14 protein-coding genes are annotated in these 17,964 nt (G+C 68.6%); 13 read left to right on the top strand and 1 reads right to left on the bottom strand.

Translation table 11 applies throughout. From position 1 onward, the window contains the following. Positions 1-5,733: a glutamate synthase-related protein gene (locus GS4_RS22565; RefSeq protein WP_040511534.1), complete on the bottom strand. Its 5,733-nt coding sequence runs from the start codon at positions 5,731-5,733 to the stop codon at positions 1-3. Between the two features lie 341 nt (positions 5,734-6,074). Here GS4_RS22565 and rpmE point away from each other — a divergent pair, with 341 nt between their 5' ends. From rpmE to GS4_RS22500, 13 genes are all read left to right on the top strand, one after another. Beyond that, entirely contained in the window at positions 6,075-6,302 is a 228-nt protein-coding gene (gene rpmE / locus GS4_RS22560; RefSeq protein WP_007624933.1) for a 50S ribosomal protein L31, read from the top strand. A gap of 117 nt (positions 6,303-6,419) precedes the next feature. Further along, a complete protein-coding gene (gene prfA, locus GS4_RS22555; protein ID WP_007624932.1) occupies positions 6,420-7,511 on the top strand; it encodes a peptide chain release factor 1 in 1,092 nt (363 codons plus the stop codon). A gap of 10 nt (positions 7,512-7,521) precedes the next feature. Beyond that, positions 7,522-8,388, top strand: a complete 867-nt coding sequence (prmC, locus tag GS4_RS22550) for a peptide chain release factor N(5)-glutamine methyltransferase (RefSeq protein WP_007624931.1) — start codon at positions 7,522-7,524, stop codon at positions 8,386-8,388. A 52-nt stretch (positions 8,389-8,440) separates the two neighbouring features. Beyond that, complete coding sequence (locus GS4_RS22545; RefSeq protein WP_007624930.1) at positions 8,441-9,100, top strand: L-threonylcarbamoyladenylate synthase; 660 nt, start codon at positions 8,441-8,443, stop codon at positions 9,098-9,100. Further along, on the top strand, positions 9,097-10,332 hold the full coding sequence (gene glyA, locus GS4_RS22540) for a serine hydroxymethyltransferase (RefSeq protein WP_007624929.1): 1,236 nt from the start codon (positions 9,097-9,099) through the stop codon (positions 10,330-10,332). Before GS4_RS22545 ends, glyA begins: the two co-directional genes overlap by 4 nt. A 6-nt stretch (positions 10,333-10,338) precedes the next feature. Further along, positions 10,339-11,628, top strand: a complete 1,290-nt coding sequence (locus GS4_RS22535) for a glycosyltransferase family 4 protein (protein WP_007624928.1) — start codon at positions 10,339-10,341, stop codon at positions 11,626-11,628. 199 nt (positions 11,629-11,827) lie between these two features. Continuing rightward, positions 11,828-12,241 carry an ATP synthase subunit I gene (locus tag GS4_RS22530; protein WP_007624927.1) on the top strand — a complete coding sequence of 138 codons (414 nt, stop codon included), beginning with the start codon at positions 11,828-11,830 and terminating at the stop codon, positions 12,239-12,241. Beyond that, on the top strand, positions 12,238-12,987 hold the full coding sequence (gene atpB, locus GS4_RS22525; protein ID WP_007624926.1) for a F0F1 ATP synthase subunit A: 750 nt from the start codon (positions 12,238-12,240) through the stop codon (positions 12,985-12,987). The genes GS4_RS22530 and atpB overlap by 4 nt, the downstream gene beginning before the upstream one ends. Before the next feature lie 98 nt (positions 12,988-13,085). Next, positions 13,086-13,337 (top strand): F0F1 ATP synthase subunit C, encoded by a 252-nt coding sequence (locus GS4_RS22520; protein ID WP_007624925.1) that lies wholly within the window; start codon positions 13,086-13,088, stop codon positions 13,335-13,337. Between the two features lie 44 nt (positions 13,338-13,381). Next, the gene (locus GS4_RS22515) at positions 13,382-13,873 is read left to right on the top strand and encodes a F0F1 ATP synthase subunit B (protein ID WP_007624924.1); all 492 of its coding nucleotides are present in this window, start codon (positions 13,382-13,384) and stop codon (positions 13,871-13,873) included. A gap of 2 nt (positions 13,874-13,875) precedes the next feature. After that, positions 13,876-15,270 carry a F0F1 ATP synthase subunit B/delta gene (locus tag GS4_RS22510; RefSeq protein WP_007624923.1) on the top strand — a complete coding sequence of 465 codons (1,395 nt, stop codon included), beginning with the start codon at positions 13,876-13,878 and terminating at the stop codon, positions 15,268-15,270. Between the two features lie 69 nt (positions 15,271-15,339). Further along, entirely contained in the window at positions 15,340-16,968 is a 1,629-nt protein-coding gene (gene atpA, locus GS4_RS22505; RefSeq protein WP_007624921.1) for a F0F1 ATP synthase subunit alpha, read from the top strand. A 45-nt stretch (positions 16,969-17,013) separates the two neighbouring features. Next, positions 17,014-17,940, top strand: a complete 927-nt coding sequence (locus tag GS4_RS22500; protein ID WP_007624916.1) for a F0F1 ATP synthase subunit gamma — start codon at positions 17,014-17,016, stop codon at positions 17,938-17,940. Positions 17,941-17,964 lie beyond the last annotated feature (24 nt).

Here is a 17,964-nt window from a genome sequence, read left to right as displayed (position 1 = left end):
TCACCCGGCCTTCGTCTGGGCCGAGCGCAGCGCGTCCACGACATCGGGGACGGCGCGCGCGGCGAAGAGTTCGTCGAAGTCGGGAAGCGACCCGAGCTTCTCGCGGTTCTTGGCGTCCTGCAGCAGAATCCAGCCGTAGGTCGCCGGTGCGTCGATCGAGCGTACGTTGCGCCGACTCAGCGCTTCCTTGTAGTCCGCCACCCGCTTCGCCGCGATCAGGGCGGCGAGTTCGTCGGCCCCGTAACCGTCCAGGATGCCGCGCGCGTACGAGCCGACCCTACCGAGGAGCTCGAAATCCTCGGTCAGGACGAGGTTGCGGGCGGCGACCGCGATGGAGTGATCGGTCCAATGGTTCGAGTCGGGTGCCGACCGTCCGGTGCGCCGCTTGGTGGCGACCTCCCGCGCGAGCTCGAAGACCGTGAACGCGTTCAGGAGTCGGTGCATCTCGGAGTTGTCGGTGTGCCCGAACTCGGGCACCCTGCCCCCGGCGATGGGCTCACCGCTGCGCAGGTGCGTCTTCAGCAGGCGCACTTGCTCGGTGGCGACTGCGGTGGCCAGTTCGCCGAGCAGCTCACGCCGCGACATCGTGGCGACCAATGCATCACTGTCCTGGTAGGCGGCGAGCGCACGTGGGATCGCATAGCGGAAGTGATGCCGCTCGGAGTCCCAGTCGCGGAGCAGCCTCGCCGCCGCCGCCGAACCGGTGGCCTCGACGTGCAGGGCGAGCAGCTGCCGAACGGCCTGGTGGTGCACCGGGGCGAGCGGGTCGGCGTCGTCGGTGATGGAACCGACGATGACCGAGTCGCCGCTGACGCGCCGGCCGATCGCGTTCTCGGGGTCGTACTGGTAGAGGAATCCGCCGCTCATGCCGTTGCCGAGCCCGCGACCGAACCCACCGATGTTGAGCACTGCACCGTTGGTCATGTACTCGCAGCCGAACTCGCCGAGCCCCTCCACCACGGCGGTGGCCCCGGAGTTGCGCACGGCAAACCGGTCACCGGCCTCACCCTCGACGAACAGGCGTCCGCCGGTGGCTCCGAAGAGTGCGAAGTTGCCGATGAGGACGTTCGCGCCGACCTCTGCCGATCCGCCGCCCGGCGATGCGACCACCACCGTGCCGCCCGACATCGACTTGCCGACACCGTCATTGGCGGTGCCGGTGTGGAGCAGGCGCATGCCGTCGTTGCAGAACGCGGCGTACGAGAGTCCGGCCGATCCGGTGGTCGGCACGATCACGGAGTCGGGTCGCAGCTGAGCGCGCCCCCGATCGTCGACGTCCACCGCGGGCAGTGCAGCCAGGATGGTCTCGTCGAGCTCGTGGTTCAGGATGCGCTCGATGTCGACGGCCAGCTGCCCGCCGAGGGTCTTGTTCCGGTTGGACAAGACCACCGATTCGGTGCGGACCTGCTCGGCGGCGCCGTCGATGATCGCGGCCCGCACCTGGCGGACCAACTCGTCGTCGATGGCGTAGTCGTGTTCGAGGTACACCGGGTCGTCGATGACCGGGGCGTCGATCACAGCCAGCAGTGCGTCGGTCCGCAGCGTGCCGACCGCAGCCGGATGGTCGACCAAGTGCAGCAGGTCGGCGCGACCGCGCGCGGCGGCAAGTCCGTCGAGTCCGAGGCCGGCGAGCGTCTCACGGACGTCGTGGGCGATGTTCAGCAGGTACTGCGCGAGTGCCCGCGGATCGCCCTCGAACACCTCGGGGTTGGTCGTGAGTCCCGCCGGGCACTTGATGTTGCAGTTCTTGGCCATCACGCAGCCGACCATCATCAGCGCGGCGGTGCCGAACTCGAAGCTGTCGGCGCCGAGCAGAGCCGAGACCACCACGTCGCGCCCGGTCTGGTGGGCCCCCGACGCGCGCAGGGTGACCTTCTGCCGCAGTCCGTTGGCGCTGAGCGCCTGGTGGACTTCGGCGAGACCGATCTCCGCGGCACGCCCGGCATAGCGCAGGCTCGTCACCGATGCCGCACCGGTGCCGCCGGTGTTGCCCGCGACGTTGATGACGTCGGCGCCCGCCTTGGCGACGCCGACCGCGATGGTGCCGATGCCCTCGGAGGACACCAGCTTCACGATCACCCGCACCCGCGCGGCCTTGCAGTCGTGGATCAACTGCGCCAGATCCTCGATCGAATAGGTGTCGTGATGCGGCGGGGGTGAGACGAGTTCGACGCCCGGGGTACCGCCGCGCGCCGCAGCGATCTCGACGGTCACCTTCGGCGCGGGTAGTTGTCCACCCTCGCCGGGTTTGGCGCCCTGCCCGATCTTGATCTCGAGTTCGGAGAGCATCGGATCGGCCAGGTAGCCGGCCCAGATGCCGAAGCGCCCGGAGGCGAACTGCTTGATGCGCGAGGCGCGGACCGTGCCGTAGCGGGAGATGTGTTCGCCGCCCTCGCCGCTGTTGGACAGCCCGCCCACCATGTTGGTGCCGTGGGCGACAGCCTCATGGGCGGGTGCGACCAGTGCGCCGTGGCTCATCGCACCGGACGCCAGGGTCGCGGTGATCTCGTGGGCCGGCTGCACATGGGTCAGCGGGATGGCCGAGGGTGCACCCCGCCACGAGGAGAGGACGTCGGCCGATGGACCCGTGGCGACGACGACGATCCCGCCGTCGCCGCAGTCGAGGATCTCGGCATCGTGGCCGAGGACCGTGCCCACGGCCGCGACGAACGCGCGGTTGCGTTCGCCCTCGACGACGTCGCCGACCAGGTGCAGATGCGCCGCAACCGTGTCGTCGGCCGTCGATCGCGTATCGGTGGGTCCTGCGTTCGATCCTGCGTTCATCGACGCTGGGGCCGGCTCCTCCACCCGCAGTCCGCGGATGGCGATGTGCCCGTTGAGATCCGGGCGGATGCGAGCGAGCTCGCCGACGAACTCGTCCACCGTCGTGGCCGTGCTGATGTCCGCGGGGAAGCCCAGGACGTCGCGCAGCGCGCTCGGCCGATCGGCGCGCTGGCCGGCGAGATCGGCGACGAACGCCCGGTACGCGTCGGTGATCCGGAATCCGTCGATCGCCTGCGGTGAGAGTCGCTCATAGCTCGAATCGCGATAGGCCGAGGCGTCGAGACCGAAGGCGTCGGCAAGGCTGCCGAGGGTCAGCACTCGCAGGAGATCGTCGGCGTCGGGGCCGATGGATGCGCGGGGATCGCTGAGCCCCCCGGTCGCCGCGATGGCGTCGGGGAGGGCGGAATCGTCCGGCACGGCACCTGTCGGGCCGGTGCGGGCGAACTCGAGCTTCTCGGCGGTCATCGCCTCGTAGGCGCGGACGGCCGTCGCACCGAACGAGTGCCCGGCGCCGTCGGATCGCTCCTTGAACAGTCCCAGCAGCGGGAGATCGCCGTCGGCGTCGAGGGACGCGTCCGGTGCGGTGGCGGCCCGGTGGGCGCGCACGACCGCACCGACGATCGGTGTCAGACCCACGCCACCGACCGGCGCCACGAGTGCGGGGAACCAGCGCCGCAGGTCCGCATCCTCGGTGTCGAGGAAGTTGGGCTCGAAGAACTCGCCGCCGATGTAGCTCTCGACCGTGCACAGGCCGACCCGCCCCATCGTCTTCATCAGGGATTTCTCGGCGGCTTTGGTCCATCGGCCGAACGCGGCATCGGCATCGTCGCCGGATTTCTCCGCCGCGCGGTGCGCCACGCTGTGTGGATGCACCGCCGAGGCGCCGAACCCGAGCACCGCGGCGAGGTGATGGGACGACTCGACCTGACCACTGTCGACGACCACCGACACACGCAGGCGCAGGCCCTCGGCGATGAGCCGCTGGTTGACCGCCGACACCAGGAAGATCATCGGGATGGCCGCGTGTGCGGCGTCCACGGCGCGATCGCTGAGCACCACGATGCCGCCGGCGGCGGCCAGTTCGACGGTGCGGTCGCAGATCTCGTCGACCGCGGTGGTGAGAGCTCGGTGATGGGTGGCGACCTGCTCGTCGGACCCGACGGCCCCGTCCGCGGGCTGGCCGGCGCCGACCGGGAACCGCGCATCGATGGTGTGCACGGGGCATTCGTCCTGGCGCAGCAGCAGATCGAGATCGGCGGCGGTGAGAATTGGTGTGCGCAAGATGATCTGGCGGGTGGACGGAGTCGAGTCGTGATCCTGTGGACGCGCACCGAGCGCGACGCGCAACGTCATGCCGTCGGCCTCGCGGATGCTGTCCAACGGCGGGTTGGTGACCTGGGCGAAGCGCTGTGAGAAGAATCGGGCGACCGACGATTCGGAGTCGGTGAATGCGTTGATGGCGTTGCCGAAGCCCATCGCCGAGACGCGCTCGGCTCCGTTCGTGAGCATCGGGTCGACGAAGAAGCGCAGGCTCTCCTGGTCGAGATGGAAGGCGCGGTAACGCTGGTGGTCGGAGAGTCCGTCCGCCTCGGCGGGCAGGGAGGCGTGCCCCGGGGCGTCGGCCGCGGTCGCGCTCACGTCGGCGAGATCGATCTTCGCGGCCCGCAGGAGGGCCGGGTAATCCCGTGCGGCGGCCAGCTTCTCGTACGCCTCGGTCGTCGTGTAGGTGCGGTTCTCGCGATGATCGTGGTAGATCATTCCGCCTGCGGAGACCCGACCACGCGCGATCACGGTCTCCGAGGGCACGGCGATCTGGCCGGCCTCGGAGAACACACACAGGTAGTCGTCGGTCTCGACGGTGCGTAGCGGACGCAGACCCAGACGGTCGAGACGTGCACCGATGACGGTGCCGTCGCCGAACACGACGGCGGCGGGTCCGTCGTTCTTCTCCTCGTACAGCGAGAAGTACTCGAACATCGCGCGCACCGCGGGGGAGAGCGTGTCGTCGTTCTCCCATGCCGGCGGCATCATCGAGACGATGGCCGTCACCAGGTCGACGTCGTCCTCGACGACCCGGGCGGCGACGGTCTGGTCGAGCCGGCTGCTGTCGGACTGCCCGGGCGGCCGCACGATCGTCGTGCGATGGGCCGCGGCGGCGGTGACCTGCGCGATGCGGTTCTTCTTGTCGGTGTTGAGCTCGCCGTTGTGGGCGAGGAACCGGAACGGCTGCGCCATGGTCGGATGGGGGTCGGTGTTGGTGGAGAACCTGGTGTGGAAGAACAGGGTGCGGACCGCGTGCCGCTCGTCGGCGAGGTCGACGAAGTAGTCGATGACCTCCGGCGACGAGAGTCGTCCCTTGAGCACCTGGGTGTGTGAGGAGAGCGAGAGCGGGTAGAGCCCGGCGATCGCAGGGTCGGTGTAGCCGACCGCCTCGATGTGCAACAGCGCCTGCTGGACGAGCCGATCGAGTTCGTGCGACTGGTGCCCTGAGCCAGGGGCCTCCCAGACCCATTGGCGGATCGGCAACTGTGCGTCGATCGCGGCGGGCCGCAGCACCGAGTCGTCGACCGGGACGTCACGTACCGCGAGGACCTCGAAGCCCCGCTCGGCCAGTGTCGACTCGATGAGGTCGGTGGCCGCGGCCGCGGCGTCCGGCCCGGCGGGCAAGAAGAAGTTGCCGACGCAGAATCGGCCCAGCGTGAGATCGGCGCGCCCGGTCACGGCGCGGAAGAACTCCTCCGACAGGTCCAGCGAGACACCGCCACCGTCGCCGACGCCCAGCGCCGACATGCCGCCGCGGTGCGGCACCGAGCACAGCGCCTCGCGGGCGCGCTCGATCACATCGTGGTGGGGTACGCCGTCCTTGCGGGTGATGAAGCCGACACCACAACTGCTCTTCTTGTCGCTGGGATCCCAGAGCCATCGCTCGGGGCGCACTGCAGGCCGCATTCGTCCTCGGATCTGGCGTCGGCGTCCCCACCGGCGTCGCCGAGAGGCACGATCCCGACACCGCTAGGGCGGATCGATAGTGTGAGGGCGCGCCTGCGACGGTGGAGACGCGCCAGAGGAGCAGCTTACAAACTTAGCTAAGCCTTACCAAGTCTGGGTGTCCGCGACGGTCGGGAATGTCCAGCACATCGTCGTCGTTGGAGAGATCGGACCGCTGGTCAGCGGGCTGACCGACGATTTCGGGGTCGGAGCGGCGCGTGGCATACTGAGCGGTCGAGTCCGGTACCGGTTCACACCGCCGATCGTCGACGGTGACCCGGCGACCACAGAAAGGGACAACCATGAAGCAGGGAATCCATCCCGAGTACGCGACCACCACGGTCGTGTGCGGTTGCGGCAACACCTTCGAGACCCGCAGCACCGCCGACAACGGTCGGATCAACGTCGAGGTCTGCTCTCAGTGCCACCCGTTCTACACGGGCAAGCAGAAGATCCTCGACACCGGCGGCCGCGTCGCCCGCTTCGAGAAGCGGTACGGCAAGCGCACCAAGAACGCCGACGCCAAGTAACTCTTCCGACGACGCCCGACCGGCACCGCGAGGTGCCGGGCCGGGCGTCGTTTGTCGTTGTCGGACACCTCGGTCCACCAGGGGACCGTGGGGAGAAATCACAGAGGTGAGCAACAGATGAGTGCGACGAGTGCGCCGGGACCGGCGCCGTCGGCGATCGACGACCTGCTCGCCGAGCACGCCGGCCTCGAGCAGCAGCTCTCCGACCCCGCACTGCACGACGATCCCGCCAACGCCCGGCGCGTCGGCAAGCGATTCGCCGAGCTCGCCCCCGTGATGGCGACCTACGAGAAGCTGCGCGCCGCCCGCGACGACCTCGCCGCCGCACGTGAGCTCGCCGCCGACGACGCCGCCTTCGCCGAGGAGATCCCCGCGCTCGAGGAACTGGTCGGGGAGTTGGACGCCGCGCTCACCGACCTGCTCGCGCCGCGCGACCCGCATGACGGCGACGACGTGGTGCTCGAGATCAAGTCCGGCGCCGGGGGCGAGGAGTCGGCGCTGTTCGCCGCCGACCTCGCCCGGATGTACCTCAAGTACTGCGAGCGTCGCGGCTACAAGGCCACCGTCCTCGGCGTCACCGAGTCCGACCTGGGGGGCTACAAGGAAGCGACCATCTCGGTCAAGTCCCGTGAGACGCTGCGCGACGGTGTGTGGTCGCGGTTGAAGTTCGAGGGTGGTGTGCACCGCGTCCAGCGTGTACCGGTCACCGAGTCGCAGGGACGCATCCACACGTCGGCCGCCGGTGTGCTGATCTATCCCGAGCCCGAGGAGGTCGAGGCCGTCGAGATCGACGAGTCCGATCTGCGCATCGACGTCTACCGGTCGTCGGGCAAGGGCGGACAGGGCGTCAACACCACCGACTCCGCGGTCCGCATCACACACCTGCCGACCGGCATCGTGGTCACCTGTCAGAACGAGCGCTCACAGTTGCAGAACAAGGCCCGCGCGATGCAGGTCCTCGCCGCGCGCCTGCAGTCGGCGGCCGAGGAACAGGCCGACGCGGCGGCCGCCGAGGGACGCGCCGCCCAGATCCGCACCGTCGACCGTTCGGAACGCATCCGTACGTACAACTTCCCGGAGAACCGGATCACCGATCACCGCATCGGATTCAAGGCGAACAACCTCGACGCGGTACTCGACGGCGACCTCGACGCGCTGCTCGACGCTCTCGTCGCGGCCGACCGGCAGGCGCGTCTCGAGGCGTCATGACGGCGCAACGGTGACGCCTGCTCACCGGCCCGTCGACGAACTCGCCTGGGCCGCACAGATCCTGGCGGATGCCGGGGTCGAGTCGCCGCGAGCCGATGCCCGCTGGCTGTTGGCCTGGGTACTCGACGTCGAGCCGGGCCGACTCCCGCTGGTCGACGAGGTGACCGAGGCACAGGTCGACGCTTTCCACGATGCGGTCGGTCGGCGCGCCGCCCGGGAACCCGTGCAGCACATCATCGGGGTGGCGCCGTTCGGTCCGCTGGAGCTGGCGGTCGGGCCAGGCGTCTTCGTTCCCCGACCGGAGACCGAGTGGCTGGTGGAGTGGGCTACGGACCGACTGGCCGGACGGACACGGCCGATGGTCGTCGATCTCTGCAGCGGCAGCGGGGCATTGGCGCTCGCCGTGGCGACCACCGTACCCACCGCAGAGGTCGCGGCCGTCGAGCGCGCATCGGAGGCCCTGGTCTGGTTGCGGCGCAACGTCGCCGCAGTCCCCGCTGCCGTCGGGGAGCGGGTCGCGGTGCACCAGGCAGACGTCACCGACGTCGCGGCCGTCACCGCGCTGCTCGGTTCGGAAGTCGATCTCGTGGTCGCCAATCCGCCCTATGTGCCGGCCACGGTTCCGGTCTCGCCGGAGGTCGCCGCCGATCCGGCCGACGCGGTGTTCGCCGGCAGCGACGGCATGTCCGTGATCGTCCCGATGGCCCGCACCATCGCCGCGATCACGTCGCCGGGGGCGTATGTCGGTGTGGAGCACGACGACACCACCGCGGATGCGGTCGTCGACGCCCTGGCGCAGGCGGATGCCTTCGCCGACATCGAGCCCCACCACGACCTGACCGGGCGTCCACGCTTCGTCACGGCGCGGCGCCGGTGAGCCCCGCGAGCCACGGACCGGGCGCCGACGGTCGGCGTGCAAGGATGGTCGGGTGAGCACGGTATTCGACTGCACCGACCCGCACAGCCGCTCCGCGGGGATACGTGCCGCGGTCGGCGCGACGAAGGCCGGCCGACTCGTGGTCCTGCCGACCGACACCCTCTACGGCATCGGTTGCGACGCCTTCGACAACGAGGCCGTCGCGTCGTTGCTCGCCGCGAAGAACCGCGGTCGGGACATGCCGGTCCCGGTTCTGGTGGGGTCCTGGCACAGCATCGACGGCTTGGTGCTGTCGGTTCCGCCGGCCGCCCGCGATCTCGTGGAGGCCTTCTGGCCCGGTGGACTGAGCCTCGTCGTCGAGCAGGCACCCTCCTTGGCGTGGGACCTCGGCGACACCGACGGCACCGTGATGCTGCGGATGCCGCTGCACCCGGTCGCGATCGAGGTCCTGCGTGAGGTCGGGCCGATGGCCGTGTCGAGTGCGAACGTCTCCGGCCGGCCACCGTCGACCACGGTCGACGAGGCCCGTGACCAATTGGACGAGTCCGTGTCGGTCTACCTCGACGGCGGTCCGGCCGCCGCCGCGGTCGCGTCGACCATCGTCGATGTCACCGGTCCGACACCACGGATCCTGCGCGAGGGCGCGATCAGCGCCCAGCGGGTCGCCGAGGTCCTCGACCTCGATCCGGCCACGCTGACGGACGGTCGGTGAGCGACGCACCGGTGATCGCTGACCCGGCGGTTGCCGACCTCATCGACCGTGAGCACCGCCGCCGCGCCGGCGGCCTCCAGCTGCTCGCCGCGGAGACGCCACCCAGCGACGCCGTCCGCGCCACCCTCGCCTCCGGACTCGGGGCCAAGTACGCCGAGGGATATCCCGGGGCCCGGTATCACGGTGGTTGCGAGATCGTCGACGAGATAGAGGAATTGGCGATCGCCCGCGCGGTCGACCTCTTCGATGCGCAGGTGGTCGACGTCCAGCCGCACTCCGGCTCGGCAGCCAACCTCGCCGCACTCGCCGCGTTCGCACAGCCGGGCGACCCGATCCTGGCACTGCGACTCGCACACGGAGGCCATCAGACCCACGGGTCGCGGGCGAACTTCTCCGGACGATGGTTTCAGCCGATCCCGTACTCCGTCCGCCGGTCCGACGAACTGCTCGACTACGACGAGATCCGCGATCTCGCGCTGCTGCACCGACCGCGCGTCCTCGTGGTCGGGTCGACGTCGTACACCCGTCCCCTCGACTACTCCGCGCTCCGTGCGATCGCAGACGAGGCCGAGGCGGTGCTGTGGGTGGACGCCGCCCAGATCGGCGGGTTGATCGCCGGTGGGGTGGCGACGTCGCCGGTCGGGCACGCGGACGTGGTGACCATCGCGACGCACAAGGTGTTGCGCGGACCGCGCGGTGGAGCGATCCTCGCGCCGGAGCGCCACCGCGATGCGGTGCGCAAGGCCGTGTTCCCCTTCGCTCAGGGCGGCCCGGCGATGGACGCCGTCGCGGCCAAGGCCGTCGCCTTCGGTGAGGCGGGCACGCCGGGGTTTGCCGCCTACACCGCGCGGACCGTCGCCAACGCACGTGCGCTCGTCGCGGCGCTCGCCACCCACGACGTCCGCGTCGTGTCCGGTGGCACCGACACCCATTTCGCCGTCGCCGATCTGTCCCGCTTCGAGATCTCCGGTGTCGAGGGGCAGGCCCGGCTGGCGGCCGCGGGCATCGTGGTCGACAAGGCCGTGCTGCCGTTCGACCCGCGCCCGGTCGTCGAGGGATCGGCCATCCGTCTCGGGACCGTGTCGCTGACCGTCGACGGATGGCGCGAGACCGACATGGCGACGGTCGCCGAGTGGATCGTCGACGCACTGTCGGCACCGGTGGACACCTCCGACTCGAGTGGTCGCCACAGCCGGATCCGTGCCGCGATCACCGATTTTCGGCCCAGGTAGCCTCGAGTGGTGGTCGACGCCCTCTCCGGACTCGCCTCCGGTACCCACCTGATCGCCGTCCCGGCGACCGGCGGTGGGGGAGCGGGCGTACCCCTGCGCGAGTTGCTGCTGGTCGGTCTCACGGCCGCAGCGGTCACGTACTTCCTGACCTCGGCGGTCCGCGCCTTCGCGATCCGCAGCGGTGCGGTCGCCGTCCCGCGTGTCCGTGACGTCCATGTCATCCCGACCCCACGCCTCGGCGGTCTCGGCATGTTCGCGGGGGTGGTCGCCGCGGTGGCGCTCGCTGCGAACCTGCCCGCTCTGACCCGCGGGTTCGCCTACACGAACGACCTCAGCGCGGTGATCACCGCCGGCGCGGTGATCGTCCTGGTCGGCGCCATCGACGACCGCTGGGGTCTGGACGCACTCACCAAGTTCGTCGGACAGCTGACGGCAGCAGGTGTGCTCGTGGTGATGGGGGTGAGCTGGTATCTGCTCTACGTCCCCTTCGCCGACATCGGCACGGTGGTCCTCGACCCCCTGCAGGCCGGGCTGTTCACGGTGGCGATCACGGTCGCCACCATCAACGCGGTCAACTTCGTCGACGGTCTCGACGGTCTGGCCGCCGGGTTGGGGCTGATCGCGGCCCTCGCGATCTGCATGTTCTCCCTCGGTCTGCTCCGCGACCAGGGCGGTGACGTCAGCTACTACCCGCCGGCGCTCATCGCGGCCGCACTCGCGGGTGCGTGCCTGGGATTCCTCCCACACAACTTCTCGCCCGCGCGCATCTTCATGGGCGATTCGGGTGCGATGCTGATCGGCCTGATGCTGGCCGCGGCGTCGACCAGCGCCTCGGGACGTATCGCGATCAACGCGTACGGCCCCGCCGACGTCTTCACACTGCTGTCGCCGCTGATCCTGGTGGCCGCGGTGGTCTTCGTGCCGATGCTCGACATGTTGATGGCGGTGGTCCGCCGTACCCGCGCCGGCGTCGGCTTCTATACGCCGGACAAGATGCACCTGCACCATCGGCTGCTCGAACTCGGGCATTCGCAGCGTCGGGTCGCGCTGATCATCTACCTGTGGGTGGGTGTGCTGGCGTTCTCGGCGGCGGCGAGCACGCTCCTGCCGGTGTCGGCGGTGGCCCCGATCTTCGCGGGCGGGCTGGTGTTCGCCCTGCTCGTGACCATGGCACCGCGTCTGCAGCGCCGCTTCGCACAGCGACGCACCCTCGATCGGGCGGAGCCCGCCGAGGACTCTTCACGGCCCGAAGTCGGACGCGAAGGCCCTGGCGAGGCGGTCGGGGACCCTAGGTAAGCCAAAGGTAAAACCCCGTGTACTATTCGCCGTAGTAGGTGAGCGTGGTCTCCTCGACACCCCCCGGTGATCCGGTGCCGGAGTGTTGATAGGGTCACAGAAAACCGCGAGCTTACGCCCAGCGACCCAGGTCGTTGAACGCACGCGCGATTCTTGGTGCCCATGGCGGCATCGAGTTACCGAGGTTGAGGAGAGGCGCATGACGGCATCTGCCCCCGACTCGGCCCAGTTCTATCCCGCCGCACCCACCGGGCTGACCCGGCCGGGGATCATCTCCGCTGTCGTGGTCGCCGTGGCGACCGCCGTCGCGGTGACCCTGGGGCATCCGTGGTTCGCCGCATTCTTCCTCGTGGGTGTGGTCGGCGTCTTCGTCAACGCGCTCTTCGTCAAGCGGGCGGTGGAGGTCGTCGCCGCCTCCGAAGACCCGCGCAAGTCGATTCTCGCCGTCAATTCTGCTCTCCGTCTCGGGGCCATCACCGTGCTCGCACTGGTGGCGGCCATTCTGGTCCGGCCCGACGGGCTGGGCGCGATGTTCGGACTCGCCATCGGCCAGGTGATCTTGGTTCTCAACACGGTGATTCCGGTGATGAAAGGACTTCGTAAGCAACCATGACGACCGCCCTGTACCTCGCTGCCGAGGACAATGAGAACGCCATCCAGGTTGGCCATTACACGAAGTTCGAGCTCTTCGGGCTGACGTTCAACCTGGAGACGATCATCGCGACGGCGCTCGCGGCGCTGATCCTGCTGGGGCTGGCGTTCTACCTCCGGGCCAAGGTCACCTCGACCGGCGTCCCGACCGGAGTGCAGTTGTTCTGGGAGGCCATCACCATCCAGATGCGCGGCCAGGTTGAGAGCGCGATCGGCATGCGCGTCGCACCGTACGTGCTGCCGCTGGCGGTCACGCTGTTCACCTTCATCCTGATCTCCAACTGGTTGTCCATCCTGCCGGTGCAGGTCGGACACCACGAGATCCTGAAGCCGCCCGCGGCGGACGTGAACTTCGCCTACGCCCTCGCCCTGTTCGTCTTTGTCTGGTACCAGGTCGCCGGTTTCCGTGCGCGCGGCCTGCTCGGCCATCCCAAGCGGATCATCAAGGGCCACGTCGCCTTCCTCGCACCGATCAACATCATCGAGGAGTTCACGAAGCCGATCTCGCTGTCGCTGCGACTCTTCGGCAACGTCTTCGCCGGCAGCATGATGGTCGCGCTGATCGCGCTGTTCCCGCCGTACATCATGTGGGCACCGAACGCGATCTGGAAGTCCTTCGAGCTGTTCGTCGGTCTGATCCAGGCGTTCATCTTCGCCCTGCTGACCATCCTCTACTTCTCGCAGTCGATGGAGACGGAGGAGCACTGATCCTCGTCCCCGGCGACTGCGCCACGAACCGCGTCCGGCAGGGTGCCGGACGCACAACGACCTGACACAACTGTTGTCAGTACACCGGAAGGAATGAAATGACTGAATTGGTTGCCCTGGGAGCTCTCATCGGCGGCGGTCTGATCATGGCCGGCGGTGCGATCGGTGCCGGAATCGGTAACGGTCTCGCCGGTAGCCAGCTGATCGCGGGCATCGCTCGCCAGCCGGAGGCCCAAGGTCGTCTGTTCACCCCGTTCTTCATCACCGTCGGCCTGGTCGAGGCGGCGTACTTCATCAACCTCGCCTTCATGGCGCTGTTCGTGTTCGCCACCCCGATCAGCGTCGGCTGATCGATTCCCTATTGGCTGCCGAGTAGAAACGACACCCACGCACAATGACGCTCGCCGCAGAGAACTTCCTGCTCCCGAACGGGACGTTTTTCGTCGTCCTGATCATCTTCATCGCCTTGCTGCTGATCATCGGCAAGTTCGTGGTTCCTCCGATCCAGCAGGTGCTGCAGGAGCGGGAGGACATGATCGCGAAGACGACCGACGACAATCGGGCAGCGGCTGCGGACTTCGAGGACGCGGACGTTCAGTTCCGTTCCCTCCTGAAGGAGGCTCGGGGAGAGGCCACGGCCGTCCGCGACGAGGCCCGGGCCGAAGGTCGCTCGAAGCTCAACGAGGCGCGGGATCGTGCCACCGCGGAGGCCGACTCCGTGCTGGCCGAGACCAGTGGTGAGCTCCGCGAGAAGGGCGAGCAGGCGGCTGCCACAGCGCGTGAGGACGTCGACGCGCTGGCCCGGACCCTCGCAGCGCGAGTGCTGGGTGTCGACTCGGCGACCGTCAGCAGCGGTGCGAAGACAACGAGTGGAACGGTGAACTGACAATGGGTGCAATCGGTACGTGGCTCGAGGACATCGGTGCCGCATTCGACCCGGCAATCTTCATCGCCCAGCTGGTCGGCTTCGCGGTCATCATCTTCCTGCTGTGGAAGTACGTTCGTCCGCCGGTCGCACGGCTGATGAAGGCACGGCAGGACACGGTGCGTGAGCAGCTGTCGGAGAGCGAAGCCGCCAAGGCGCGCGTGATCGAGGCCAAGTCGGCCCACGAGCGTGCGATCGAGGAGGCCAAGAAGGAATCCGCGCAGCTGAAGGAGGACGCCAAGCGCGACGCCGAGGCGATCACCTCGGACATCAGCGCGCAGGCCGATCACGAGGTCAAGCGGATCTCAGAGCACGGACGGGCGCAGGTCGCCCTGCACCGGGCGAACCTGCTCCGCGAACTGCGGTCGGACCTGGGGCTCGCGGCGGTCGAGAAGGCGGGCGACCTGGTTCGCTCGCACCTCTCCGATTCCTCCGCCCAGTCGGCCTCGGTCGATCGTGTCATCGACGAACTGGAGTCGATGAGCGGCAACCGTCCCGACGACATCGCGACGAGCGCAGACCTGGTCGGTCTGCACGCGATGCGGGCTGCGAGTCGTGAGACCGCTCTGCAGGTCTCGTCGGTCTTCACCGCGGCGGCCAAGAACGCCGACGGCGCCGCCGTCGACAACTCCGCCGATGAGCTGGCCGCGGTCGTCGGTCTCCTCAACGACAACCCGGTGCTGCGCAAGAAGCTGTCGGAGTCCAGCGACAACCCGGAGGCCAAGGAGAGCCTGGTCCGCGGGTTGCTGGGTGGCAAGGTCGCCGACATCACCCTCGACACGCTGGTGGCCGCGGTCACCGGACGCTGGTCGTCCACGTCGGATTTCGTCGCGGGTCTGCGGCGCCAGACCGCTCTTGCGGTCCTCGTGGCCGCCGAGCGCGACGGTCAGATCGACCAGGTCGAGGACGAGCTGTTCCGGGTCAGCCGCCTGCTCGAGGCGAACCCGCGACTGTCGTCGCTGCTCTCCGACCACACGACCGACGCAGACAAGCGGATCGGGCTGCTGCGCGGCCTGATCGGTGAGCAGGTCGGTGCGCACACCTGGAACCTGCTGTCGAACAGCATCCGACTGCTGGGCGGTCAGAGTGCCGATGTCGCGGTCGATCAGCTCGCCGAGTTGGCCGCCGGCCGTCGGGGCGAGTCGGTTGCCCACGTCGTGTCGGCCACCGACCTCACCCAGGCGCAACAGGAAAGGCTCGGCTCCGTGCTGGGCACCATCTACGGCCGGACGATCTCGATCCAGACCGAGGTCTCGCCCGAGCTACTCGGCGGTCTCCGGATCGCGGTCGGCGACGAGGTCATCGACGCCGACATCGCGACCCGGCTCGCCCGCGCGGCGGAGACCCTGCCGCGGTGACCTCGGGTCACCGACCATCCTGATCACGGACCACCACCAGCCGAACGAAGTAAGAAGGACGTAAATCCCATGGCGGAGTTGACGATCTCAGCAGACGAGATTAAGGGAGCGATCGAGCAGTACGTCTCGTCGTTCGAAGCGGATGCCTCCCGCGAAGAGGTGGGCACCATCACCGACACCGCGGACGGCATCGCTCACGTCAGCGGCCTGCCCGGCGCGATGGCCAACGAGCTGCTCGAGTTCCCCGGCGGAGTCCAGGGCGTGGCCCTGAACCTCGACGAGGACGAGATCGGCGCGGTCATCCTCGGTGACTACGAGCATCTCGAAGAGGGCGCCCAGGTCAGTCGTACCGGCGAGGTCCTCTCGGTCCCCGTGGGCGACGCCTTCCTCGGTCGTGTCATCGATCCGCTGGGCAAGCCGATCGACGGCCTCGGCGACATCGAGTCCGACGAGCAGCGTGTGCTCGAGCTGCAGGCCGCCTCGGTGCTCGAGCGCCAGCCGGTCGAGGAGTCGCTGGCCACCGGCATCAAGGCCATCGACGCCATGACCGCCATCGGCCGCGGCCAGCGCCAGCTCGTCATCGGCGACCGCAAGACCGGCAAGACCGCCGTCACGGTCGACGCGATCCTGAACCAGAAGGCGAACTGGGAGACCGGCGACCCGTCCAAGCAGGTCCGCTGCATCTACGTCGCGATCGGCCAGAAGGGTTCGACCATCGCCGGCGTCAAGTCGGCACTGGAAGAGGCCGGCGCCCTGGAGTACACGACGATCGTCGCCGCTCCGGCATCGGATTCCGCGGGCTTCAAGTGGCTGGCTCCCTACACCGGCTCGGCCCTCGGCCAGCACTGGATGTACCAGGGCAAGCACGTCCTGATCGTGTTCGACGACCTGACCAAGCAGGCCGAGGCCTACCGCGCGATCTCGCTGCTGCTGCGTCGCCCGCCGGGCCGCGAGGCGTACCCGGGTGACGTCTTCTACTTGCACTCGCGTCTGCTGGAGCGTTGCGCCAAGCTGTCCGACGAGCTCGGTGGCGGTTCGCTGACCGGTCTGCCGATCATCGAGACCAAGGCCAACGACATCTCGGCGTTCATCCCGACCAACGTCATCTCGATCACCGACGGTCAGGTCTTCCTCGAGTCCGACCTCTTCAACAACGGTGTCCGTCCGGCCATCAACGTCGGTACCTCGGTGTCCCGCGTCGGTGGTGCCGCCCAGACCAAGGGTCTGAAGAAGGTCTCCGGTTCGCTGCGTCTGGAACTCGCGCAGTACCGCGAGCTCGAGGCCTTCTCGGCGTTCGCCTCCGACCTCGACGACGCGTCCAAGGCGCAGCTCGAGCGCGGTGCCCGCTGGGTCGAGATCCTGAAGCAGAACCAGTTCTCCCCGGTTCCGGTCGAGGACCAGATCGTCTCGATCTACCTCTGCGGCGACGGCCACTACGATTCGGTCCCGGTCTCCGACGTCCGGAATTTCGAGGAGCAGCTGCTCAGCCACCTGCACCACAACGCATCGGGCGTCTACGAGTCGATCGCCGGTGGCGCAGTGCTGACCGACGACCAGGCCGAGGCACTCGTCGCCGAGACCAACAAGTTCAAGAACAGCTACCTCACCGCCGACGGCCAGCGTGTCGTGAACGAGGCGGAGGCCGAGGCACTGGACGCGGACGAGGTCGAGCGCGAAGAAGTCAAGATCCGGAAGTGATCCTGGTGACCCGAACAGTCCGTCTGAAGGAAGGGGTGCGCGCTCATGGCGAGCATTCGTGAGCTGCGCTCACGCATCCGGTCGGTGCAGTCGACCAAGAAGATCACCAAGGCGCAGGAACTGATCGCGACCTCGCGGATCACCAAGGCCCAGCAGCGGGTCGCGGCTGCCAAGCCGTACTCGTCGGAGATGACCCAGGTCCTCTCCGAGCTGGCCAGCAACTCGGGGTCGCTCGACAACCCGCTCCTCAACGAGCGGGAAAACCCCAAGCGTGCCGGCGTTCTGGTGGTGACCAGCGACCGCGGTATGTGCGGTGGTTACAACTCGAACGTCCTGCGGTCCACTCGCGAGCTGCTGTCGCTGCTCCGCGAGGAGGGCAAGGAGCCGGTCCTGTTCATCATGGGACAGAAGGGCGTCGGCTACTTCACCTTCCGTGGCAGCGAGATCGCCGACTCCTGGACCGGGTTCTCCCAGGCCCCCGACTACTCCGACGCGAGCACGGCGACCAGCTTCCTGGTCGACCTGTTCCAGGCGGGTTCGGGCACCGAGGTGGACCGGCCGGGTGGCGACGGGACCCTGGAGGGCGTGGACGAACTCCACGTCGTCTACACCCGCTTCGTCTCGATGCTCACGCAGGCCCCGGAGGTGCGACGTATCGCACCGCTGGTGGTCTCCGAGGACGACGATGACGAGCCGTCGGCGAATTCGTCGCGGAACTACACCTTCGAGCCGAGCGCCGACACACTGTTGGACGCGCTGCTTCCGAAGTACGTCGCGACCCGCGTCTACGCCGCCCTCCTGGACGCCGCGGCGTCCGAGTCCGCGGCCCGACGCACGGCGATGAAGGCGGCGACCGACAACGCAGAAGAGTTGTCGCGCAACCTGTCGCGCGAGGCCAACCAGCTCCGCCAGGCGCAGATCACCCAGGAAATCAGCGAGATCGTCGGCGGGTCCGGCGCACTGGCCACGTAGCCGGCGCGACCCGAACCACCCGGC

The organism is Gordonia soli NBRC 108243 (assembly GCF_000334455.1).
Lineage (GTDB): Bacteria > Actinomycetota > Actinomycetes > Mycobacteriales > Mycobacteriaceae > Gordonia > Gordonia soli.
The sequence above is the reverse complement of the archived record's forward strand: the minus strand, read 5'-3'. Positions and strand labels throughout refer to the sequence as shown.

Excerpts from the sequence above, each read along its gene's own strand:
- GS4_RS22515 (WP_007624924.1), top strand. The coding sequence starts at position 13,382 with ATGACGCTCGCCGCAGAGAACTTCCTGCTCCCGAACGGGACGTTTTTC.
- GS4_RS22500 (WP_007624916.1), top strand. The coding sequence starts at position 17,014 with ATGGCGAGCATTCGTGAGCTGCGCTCACGCATCCGGTCGGTGCAGTCG.
- atpB (WP_007624926.1), top strand. The coding sequence starts at position 12,238 with ATGACGACCGCCCTGTACCTCGCTGCCGAGGACAATGAGAACGCCATC.
- GS4_RS22565 (WP_040511534.1), bottom strand. The coding sequence starts at position 5,733 with ATGCGGCCTGCAGTGCGCCCCGAGCGATGGCTCTGGGATCCCAGCGAC.
- GS4_RS22510 (WP_007624923.1), top strand. The coding sequence starts at position 13,876 with ATGGGTGCAATCGGTACGTGGCTCGAGGACATCGGTGCCGCATTCGAC.
- GS4_RS22520 (WP_007624925.1), top strand. The coding sequence starts at position 13,086 with ATGACTGAATTGGTTGCCCTGGGAGCTCTCATCGGCGGCGGTCTGATC.
- GS4_RS22530 (WP_007624927.1), top strand. The coding sequence starts at position 11,828 with ATGACGGCATCTGCCCCCGACTCGGCCCAGTTCTATCCCGCCGCACCC.
- atpA (WP_007624921.1), top strand. The coding sequence starts at position 15,340 with ATGGCGGAGTTGACGATCTCAGCAGACGAGATTAAGGGAGCGATCGAG.
- rpmE (WP_007624933.1), top strand. The coding sequence starts at position 6,075 with ATGAAGCAGGGAATCCATCCCGAGTACGCGACCACCACGGTCGTGTGC.
- prfA (WP_007624932.1), top strand. The coding sequence starts at position 6,420 with ATGAGTGCGACGAGTGCGCCGGGACCGGCGCCGTCGGCGATCGACGAC.